We start from the raw sequence: 4,576 nt of genomic DNA, 5'->3' as shown, positions 1-4,576 counted from the left end.
CTTCGTCAAAGAAGGCCTGAAAGGCCGCTCGCCCATCCCGAGCCTGCCGGGGCAGGCGCAGTTGGGCCTTGAGGAACTCGTCGTGGAGGCCCGGCGCGTGCGCGATGCCGGGGTGCCGGCGGTGCTTCTGTTCGGCATCCCATCCACACGGTCACTGCGGCGTGCTGGACGAACGTTTCGCCGCCGCGCCCGCCACACGGACGGCGGGTAAACTTGCGCGGCGGGCAAGCCCGCCTGCGCAGCATCCTGCGGAGGCGAACCAGGCCAGCGGCGTTGATAACGACGCGACGCTGGAGCGTCTGGCCGAGATGGCCGTCGTCTGCGCCGAAGCCGGGGCCGACATGGTCGCCCCGAGCGACATGATGGACGGTCGCGTAGGGGCGGTCCGCGACGCGCTCGATGCGTGCGGCCTGGAGCAGGTGCCTATCCTGTCGTATGCCGCGAAGTACGCCTCGCACTTTTACGGTCCGTTCCGCGACGCCGCGGAAAGCCCGCCCAAGTTCGGCGACCGCCGCGGATACCAGATGGATTTCCGGAACTCGGACGAGGCGCTGCGGGAGGTGGCGGCGGATCTGGAGGAGGGGGCCGACATCGTGATGGTCAAACCGGCCCTTGCCTACGGCGACATCATCCGGCGCGTGAAGGACGAGTTCGGGGTGCCGGTGGCGGCGTACAACGTGAGCGGGGAGTACGCAATGGTCGAGGCTGCGGCCGCCAACGGGTGGATCGACCGCGAGGCCGTCATTCACGAAATCCTAACGAGCCTTCGCCGGGCCGGGGCCGATATCCTCATCTCCTACTGGGCCACGGAAGCGGCGGCCAAGGCGACGGGCTGATTGTCCGGGCTGCCCCACAGAGCCCTTTTGGCCCGTTGCGTCCAAGCCATTGACAGTACGCGCCCGCGCGCTTTAGAATAGCGCCAGGCGGGAGGGTGCTTCTCCTGGTGTTCTCCTTTTTCCGTCAGAGGGGTCAAAGGTAGGGGGCTCGGCTTGGGCCGGGCGCCCATGATGTGGGCGCAGAACGATGCGTGTTTTCATGCTGGGGTGGGAGTTTCCGCCCTTCATAAGCGGTGGTCTCGGTACGGCTTGCTACGGCCTGACGAAGGCCTTGAGCGACCTCGGGACGGAGGTTCTGTTTGTCCTTCCGCGCGGCGTGGTGGACCAGCGGCGGGGCCGGGTCCAGGTGTTTTCCGTTCGTGAAAAGGGCCGGGGGCGGACCCACACCTACTGGACGGTCAAGGGACTCGAACACGTCCGCCTGATTCCTGTTGAGAGCGGCCTGACTCCCTATGTGACGGAGGAAGGGTACGCGGCCGAGCGCATGCAGGCGTCGCAGCAGGTTGGCCAGACCGCGACGGAAGCGGCGCCCGGGGCGCCGGCCTCTCCGGTGAACCTTCCGACGAGCCTGGGGCTCAGTTCCGTGCCGCCCATTTACGCGGGCAACCTGATGTCCGAGGTTCATCGGTACGCGCGAGTCGTCGCGGACCTGGCCCGCCAGAGCGATTTCGACGTTATTCACGCCCACGACTGGATGACCTTTCCGGCGGCGCTGGCGGTGGCGGCGATGTCGGGCAAACCCCTCGTGGCACACATTCATTCGACCGAGTTCGACCGCAGCGGGACGAACGTGAACCAGCAGGTGTATGACATCGAGCGTGCGGGCCTGCACGGCGCGAAGAAGGTCATCTGCGTCAGCCGGCTGACGCGGAGCGTGGTGACGAGCCGCTACGGCGTGCCGGCCTCCAAGTGCAGCGTCGTTTACAACGCCATCACGGTGAACGGCGATCCGATCGTCCATCCCGTGGAGCGGATCGAGAAGGACGACAAGATCGTCCTGTTTGTCGGGCGGATCACGATGCAGAAGGGCCCGGAGTATTTTCTGGCGGGCGCCAAGAAGGTCCTCGAAGTGATGGACAACGTGAAGTTCGTCATGGCGGGTTCGGGCGACATGATCCGGCGGATGATTGAGCTGGCGGCGGCGATGGGGATCGGACACCGCGTGACGTTCACGGGGTTCCTCCACGGCGACGATCTGGACCGCGTGTTCGAGATGGCGGACCTGTACGTGATGCCTTCGGTCAGCGAGCCGTTCGGCCTGGCGCCGCTGGAGGCCCTTTCGCATGACGTGCCGGTGCTGATTTCGAAGCAGAGCGGCGTGAGCGAGGTGCTGACGCACGCGCTGAAGGTGGATTTTTGGGACATCAACGAGATGGCGAACAAGATCATCGCCGTCCTTCGCCATCCGCCGCTCCGGAAAACCCTCCGGGAGCACGGCGCGTTCGAGGTTCGCAAATTTTCGTGGGCCGACGCCGCCAAGGCCTGCATGGACGTCTACAGCGAAGTGGTGGGAGCGCGTCGCTAGCATGGCCAGCGTCTGCTTTTATTTTCAGGTCCATCAGCCGTTTCGCCTGCGCCGGTACAGCGTTTTCGACTCGGCCGCGAACTACTTCGACGAGTTCAGGAACGCCGAGATCTGCCGCAAGGTCGCTTCCAAGTGCTACCTTCCGACGAACCGGGTGCTGCTGGACCTCGTCCGCCAGTACGGGCGCGACTTCGCCGTCTCGTTTTCCATCACGGGCGTTGCGTTGGAGCAGTTCGAGCACTGGGCGCCCGAAGTGGTCCAGTCGTTCCAGGCGCTGGTGGACACGGGCCAGGTGGAACTCCTGGCCGAAACGTACTACCACAGCCTGTCGTTCCTCTACAGCCGCGAGGAGTTCCGCGAGCAGGTGGCGGCCCACTCGGCGAAAATGACCGAAGTGTTCGGCGTCCGGCCAACGGTGTTTCGCAACACCGAACTGATTTACAACAACGACCTCGGCCACTTCATCCAGGGGATGGGCTACCAGGGAGTTCTGGCCGAAGGGGCCGACCACATCCTGGGGTACCGCAGCCCGAATTTCGTTTACCGCCCCATCGGCGCCGACCGCATCAGCCTTCTGCTGAAGAACTATCGCCTTTCGGACGACATCGCGTTCCGCTTCTCCGACCGGGGCTGGGCGGAGTGGCCGCTGACGGCCGAGAAATTCGCCGGTTGGGTGAACCAGGTGAACGGGAACGGTTTCGTTGTGAACCTCTTCATGGACTACGAGACGTTCGGCGAGCACCAGTGGGCCGACTCGGGAATCTTCGACTTCCTGTATCACGTGCCCGAACACGTTCTGAAACACCCGGACAACAACTTCATGACGCCTTCCCAGGTTGTCCGGACCTACGCCCCCGTCGCCGAACTCGACATTCCCCACATGATCTCATGGGCGGACATCGAGCGGGACCTTTCGGCCTGGCTCGGCAATGCCATGCAATCCAACGCCCTGCACGAACTCTACCGCCTGGAGGAGCAGGTCAAGCAGAAGGGCGATCCCCAGTTGCTCCACGATTGGCGGTGCCTCCAGACTTCCGATCACTTCTATTACATGTGCACCAAATGGTTCGCCGACGGCGACGTGCACAAGTACTTCAACCCCTACGAGTCGCCGTACGATTCCTACATCAACTTCATGAACGTCCTGGATAACCTTCGCACGCGCCTGCGGCGCTAGGCAGACGCAGGCGGAAGAAGCATCGCTCGACAGGCTTGTGTTCAGGGATGGCTCTTACTGTCGGGGCAGGGAATTCGCCTGCGAACAGCCCTTGCTCTTGGCCGGGCATGTGCTATTATAATGGGGGAAAGGCGTTGGGGAAAGAAGGCCGCCATGAGAGCGATCAAACTGATTGTCGAGAAGCACCCGGACGGATACGTGGCCTACCCGCTGGGCCTCAAGGGCGTGGTGGTGGGCGAGGGCGACTCGTACGAAGAGGCCCTGGCCGACGTGCGATCCGCCATCCGGTTCCACATCGAGGCCTTCGGCCCGGAGGTTCTTGAAGGCCGCTTATGAAATTGCGGGTTCTGGTCGAACAGGATGAGGACGGCAAATACGTTGTCACATGCCCGTCTCTTCCGGGTTGCGTTTCCGAGGGCGACACGCGCGAGGCGGCCCTGGCGAACATCCAGGACGCCATCGAGGGGTATCTCAAAAGCCTTCGCAAGCACGGCGAGGCTGTCCCGGTTGCTACCGCCGGAACCTAGAACTGGTTTCTTAACCTGTTTTTGCGCGGCGGGTCTCCCGGGCCGCCGCGCGGAGAGTGCCAATGGGCGCGGTGGGTCAGGAGACCCACCGCGCTTTCTCACGGGTGACCGGCGGTCGTCCGCCTCGCCGGGACCTCCCGCCGGCCCACTTCCGGCGCCCCGTTGCATAGACCCCGTTCGCTCCGTATAATTCCCCTGTTTGCGGGGCCCCCAGCGGAGCCACAACGTGCCGCGCGATATTCCCGTCTCCAACGGCAACCTGCTGATCGCGTTCGATTCGGACTATCAGATCCGCGACGTCTATTACCCCTACGTCGGCCAGGAAAACCACGCCGGCTGGGGCCCTTGCCGATTCGGTGTTTTTGCCGACGGGAAGTTGGCCTGGACGAGCGACGAGGGGTGGAAGAAATCTCTGCGGTATCTGAAGGAGACGCTGGTCACGAGCGTCAGCCTCCGGCATGAGGGGCTCCGCGTCCGCCTGTACTGCAACGACGTGGTGGATTTCAACCGC

General features: G+C 63.9%; 5 protein-coding genes and 1 pseudogene. All 6 read left to right on the top strand.

The window, feature by feature from the left end; translation table 11 throughout:
* A pseudogene (gene hemB, locus NTX40_04835) lies at window positions 1–836 on the top strand (porphobilinogen synthase).
* A gap of 187 nt (window positions 837–1,023) precedes the next feature.
* On the top strand, window positions 1,024–2,361 hold the full coding sequence (locus NTX40_04830) for a glycosyltransferase (protein MCX5648408.1): 1,338 nt from the start codon (window positions 1,024–1,026) through the stop codon (window positions 2,359–2,361).
* A 1-nt stretch (window position 2,362) separates the two neighbouring features.
* Entirely contained in the window at window positions 2,363–3,538 is a 1,176-nt protein-coding gene (locus tag NTX40_04825; GenBank protein ID MCX5648407.1) for a glycoside hydrolase family 57 protein, read from the top strand.
* 153 nt (window positions 3,539–3,691) lie between these two features.
* Window positions 3,692–3,874 (top strand): type II toxin-antitoxin system HicB family antitoxin, encoded by a 183-nt coding sequence (locus NTX40_04820; protein MCX5648406.1) that lies wholly within the window; start codon window positions 3,692–3,694, stop codon window positions 3,872–3,874.
* A complete protein-coding gene (locus NTX40_04815) occupies window positions 3,871–4,065 on the top strand; it encodes a type II toxin-antitoxin system HicB family antitoxin (protein ID MCX5648405.1) in 195 nt (64 codons plus the stop codon). The genes NTX40_04820 and NTX40_04815 overlap by 4 nt, the downstream gene beginning before the upstream one ends.
* A 226-nt stretch (window positions 4,066–4,291) precedes the next feature.
* Window positions 4,292–4,576: glycoside hydrolase family 15 protein (locus NTX40_04810; protein ID MCX5648404.1), on the top strand; the 285-nt coding region annotated here is incomplete at its 3' end.

The sequence above is a fragment of the Planctomycetota bacterium genome, assembly GCA_026387035.1.
Classification (GTDB): Bacteria; Planctomycetota; Phycisphaerae; order FEN-1346; family FEN-1346; genus JAPLMM01.
This window is presented reverse-complemented; position numbering and strand designations above follow the sequence as displayed.